A 4,690-nucleotide genomic window follows, 5' to 3' on the forward strand; every position below is an offset into this window, starting at 1 on the left:
TCTCTTTATAGAAACTACTATCTACTCCTATCTTGTTGGAATTCGCTCTAATATAACTTATACCTGCCATAGCTGACTCCTTCATAACATCGCCTAGTTGACCTGTTAATTGGAGTTTCCCAGTGCCCTTCATAGAGTTGACTTCAATGGAAAGGGTTTCTCCCCCAAAAGCAGTCCATGCTAACCCTGTTGCTACTCCTACTTGGTTTTCTCTATCTCCAAAATCATATCTATATTTTTCTATGCCTAAATATTTATGAAGGTTTCCTTTGTTCACTCTTACCTTTTTTACATTAGATTCAACTATTTTCTTTGCAGCTTTTCTACAAATATTTGCAATATTTCTTTCTAGATTTCTAACTCCTGCTTCTCTAGTATAATTATTAATTATCTTCCTAATGGCTCTTTCAGATATAGCTAAATTTTCTTCTTTAAGTCCATGTTCTTTAAGCTGCTTTGGTAAAAGATGATTAGTGGCAATTTTTAATTTTTCTTCTTCAGTATAACCACTTATTCGAATTACTTCCATCCTATCCAACAAAGGTGCAGGTATGGAATTTACAGTATTTGCTGTAGTAATAAAGAATACTTTTGATAAATCAAAAGGTAATTCTAGAAAATGATCTGTAAAAGTATTGTTTTGCTCTGGATCTAAAATTTCCAATAAAGCACTAGCTGGATCTCCTCTAAAACCAGTACTTAATTTATCGATTTCATCAAATAGGAAAACTGGATTTTTAGTACCTGCTTTTTTAATTGAAGAAATAATCCTTCCAGGCATAGCACCTACATAAGTTCTTCTATGCCCTCTCATTTCTGCCTCATCCCTTACTCCTCCTAAGGACATACGGACAAACTTTCTATTTAAAGATTCTGCTATAGATTTTGCAATTGATGTTTTCCCAACTCCCGGAGGTCCTACTAAGCATAGAATTGGTCCTTTCATCTTTGTTGCTAATTTTCTTATGGCAATAAACTCTAATATCCTTTCTTTTACATCCATAAGACCATAGTGGTCTCTATTTAATATATCCCTTGCCTTTTTAATATCAACTTTATCCTTGGTTTCATTGTCCCATGGAAGTTCAACTATCCAATCTAAATAAGTTCTTATAACAGCAGTTTCAGCTGAGTGAGGAGATATTCTATCTAGTCTTTCTACTTCTTTTAATGCTTTTTCTTTAACTTCTTTAGGCATTTTCATCTTTGATATCTTAGTCTTATATTCTTCTATTTCTTCACCTAACTCATTATCTTCTCCTAATTCTTTCTGAATTGCCCTCAACTGTTCTTTTAGATAATATTCCTTCTGGACCTTGGTTATCTGCTTTTTAACTCTTTGATTAATTTTCTCTTCTATTCTTAATAATTCAATTTCCTCTTGTAATATCTTATGAAGAGCCTCTAATCTTTCATAGAAATTAAAGGTTTCTAATATCTTTTGATGACTTTCAATTTTTAAATTAATATAAGAAGCAATAACATCAGCTAACCGCCCTGGATCATCAATATCTGTAACGGTTAACAATATATCTGGAGATATCCTACGACTCAAAGTTAAGTATTCTTCAAAATCATTAATTACTAATCTCATTGCTGCTTCTATTTCTTTATCTAGTGTTATATCCTCAGGGTCATAGGTGAACTCTTCTGCTATAGCTTCAAAATAATCTTCTTCTCCAGTTAATTCAACAACCCTTCCTCTGTTTATTCCTTCAACTAAAACTCTTATGCTACCACCAGGTAACTTTAGCATTTGTTTTATCTTGGCAATAGTTCCTATATGATAAAAATCTTCTAATGAAGGTTCTTCTACTTTAGCATCCTTTTGAGTACATAAAAGAATCAGTGAATCATCTATCATGGACTTTTCCAATGCGTTAATAGATTTTTCTCTTCCTACATCAAAGTGAATAACCATGTGAGGAAATACAGACATACCTCTTAATGGTATAAGAGGTATTGTTTTGTTCTGTACAACATAAGGATTCTTGTACATAACCTCACTCCTTTTGTCTAAAAATAATCAATATATTTTTATTTATTTATATAAATATTAATCTTTAATTCTTTTTCTTTTATTCAAAATGTCAAAAAAAGCTCACCATGTTGTGAGCCTTTTATTTTATGATGCAGATTCCTTGTTATCTTTTTTCTTAGCTCTATTTTTAGCTTTTCTTTCTGACAGTACCAAAGTTGGTTCTCCATCAGATTCAATAGTATCTTTAGTGATTAGACATTTTTCTATTTCTTCTCTTGAAGGAATATCGTACATAATATCTAATAGAGTTTCCTCAATAATACTACGTAATCCTCTTGCTCCTGTTTTCCTATCTATAGCTTTTTTTGCAACGGATTTTAAAGCTTCTTCATCAAATTCTAAGTCTACCCCATCCATATTAAATAGTTCTTTATACTGTTTTACAAGAGCATTTTTCGGTTCTGTCAAAATCCTTACAAGAGCTTCTTCATCCAATTCTTCCAATGTAACAATTACTGGTAACCTTCCAACAAATTCTGGTATCAAACCATATTTTAATAAATCTTCTGGTTGTATTTCTTTTAATAATTCTCCAATTCTGATATTTTCTTTGCTTTTTATATCAGCACCAAATCCCATAGATTTTGTTCCTATTCTATTTTGAATTATTTTATCTATACCATCAAAGGCTCCACCAACTATAAATAATATATTAGTTGTATCTACTTGAATAAACTCTTGATGTGGATGTTTTCTTCCTCCTTGAGGTGGAACATTGGCTACCGTTCCTTCAAGGATTTTAAGAAGTGCTTGTTGTACTCCTTCACCACTTACATCCCTTGTTATTGATGGATTTTCTGTCTTTCGAGCAATTTTATCTATTTCATCTATATATACTATTCCTTTTTCTGCTCTTTCTATATCATAATCTGCGGCTTGAATAAGCTTTAGAATAATATTCTCTACATCTTCACCAACATATCCAGCTTCTGTTAAAGAAGTTGCATCGGCTATTGCAAAAGGTACATTTAATATATTAGCCAATGTTTGAGCAAGCAAAGTCTTTCCAGAACCTGTTGGCCCAATCATAACAATATTGGATTTTTGTAATTCTACATCATTAGTTTTTGATGGTTTTTTATTTATTCTCTTATAATGATTATATACTGCAACAGCTAAAGATCTTTTTGCTCTTTCTTGTTTGATTACATATTCATCTAAAGTTTCTTTTATCTTTGTAGGTTTTGGTAATTCTTGTATTTGATAATCGAAATTTTCTATAAACTCTTCATCTATTATCTCTTGGCACAGTTCTATACACTCATCACAAATAAAGACATTTGGTCCAGCAATGAGTCTTCGTACTTGGTCCTGAGGTTTCCCACAAAAAGAGCAACGAAGCTGTTTATCATCATATTTTGCCATCATTACACCTCACTTAATCTTATTTTCTTGACTGTATTACCTCATCTATTATACCATATTCTTTAGCTTCTGAGGCGGTCATAAAGAAATCTCTATCTGTATCTCTAGAAATTTTTTCTAAAGGTTGACCAGTTCTTTCACTTAATATTTTATTTATAAGTTCTCTAGTCTGGACTATTTTTTCTGCATGTATTCTAATATCTTCAGCTTGACCTTGAGTACCTCCTAAAGGTTGATGTATCATGATATCAGCATTAGGCAATGAAAATCTTTTTCCTTTTGCTCCTGCTGTTAGCAAGAACGCACCCATACTAGCCGCTCTACCTATACATATAGTAGATACATCAGGTTTTATATATTGCATAGTATCATATATTGCAAATCCAGCACTAACAGATCCTCCTGGACTATTTATATAAAGTTGTATATCTTTATCTGGGTCTTCAGCTTCTAAAAACAATAGCTGAGCAACGATTAAATCTGCTGTTACATCATTTACTTCTCCTCCAAGAAATATTATTCTTTCCTTTAAAAGTCTAGAATATATATCATAGGACCTTTCACCTCTATTGGTTTGTTCGACAACAACGGGAACTAACGCCATAATATATACCTCCTAAATTTAAATTAATTTAGTATTATTTATTAATAACTCTATAGTCTTATCCCTCATTATACCCGACTTAAGATATTCTAAATCTCCTTTTCTCATATTCTCTTTAAATTTCTCAACATCTTCTTGATTATATTCTTTAGCTAATTTTTCTAACTCTCTATCTATAGCATCTTCTGATACTTCTAAGTTTTCTTCCTTTGCTATAGCTTCAAGTACTAAATCAGTTTTAATTCTTTTTTCTGCTACAGGAGTTATCTGCTCCTTAAAAGCTTCTATGTTTGTATTAGTCAGTCCTAAATATTGATTTATATCCATTCCTTGCAATTTTAATCTATAATCAAATTCATTGATTTCATTTTCCACTTGATGTTCTATCATTACTTCTGGTACTTCTACTTCTGAATTCTCAACAACCTTCTCAATTATTTTATTTTCTTGTTCAACTTTTTCTTTGTCTTTTGCTTCTTTTTCTAATTTTTCTTTAATGCTTTCTTTATATTCATCTAATGTATCGAATTCACTTACATCTTTTGCAAATTCATCGTCTAAAACTGGTAGTTCTTTTTCTTTTACTTCATTTATAGTAACTTTAAACAAAGCTTCTTTTCCTTTTAGACTTTCTTCAAAGTAATCATCTGGGAAGGTTACTTTAACTTCTACTTCTTCTC

4 protein-coding genes are annotated in these 4,690 nt (G+C 31.3%); all 4 read right to left on the reverse strand.

The features are described from left to right. Positions 1–1,999 (reverse strand): endopeptidase La (gene lon, locus VK998_RS11135; RefSeq protein WP_325228304.1); only part of this gene is annotated, 1,999 nt, incomplete at its 3' end. A gap of 126 nt (positions 2,000–2,125) precedes the next feature. Continuing rightward, positions 2,126–3,406, reverse strand: a complete 1,281-nt coding sequence (gene clpX, locus VK998_RS11140; RefSeq protein ID WP_325228306.1) for an ATP-dependent Clp protease ATP-binding subunit ClpX — start codon at positions 3,404–3,406, stop codon at positions 2,126–2,128. A gap of 19 nt (positions 3,407–3,425) precedes the next feature. Next, positions 3,426–4,010, reverse strand: coding sequence for an ATP-dependent Clp endopeptidase proteolytic subunit ClpP (gene clpP / locus VK998_RS11145; protein ID WP_325228307.1), 585 nt, complete (start codon positions 4,008–4,010; stop codon positions 3,426–3,428). 18 nt (positions 4,011–4,028) lie between these two features. Beyond that, the coding region (gene tig, locus VK998_RS11150; protein ID WP_325228309.1) for a trigger factor at positions 4,029–4,690 on the reverse strand (662 nt) is incomplete at its 5' end.

It is taken from the genome of Schnuerera sp., from assembly GCF_035459645.1.
Lineage (GTDB): Bacteria > Bacillota > Clostridia > Tissierellales > Tepidimicrobiaceae > Schnuerera.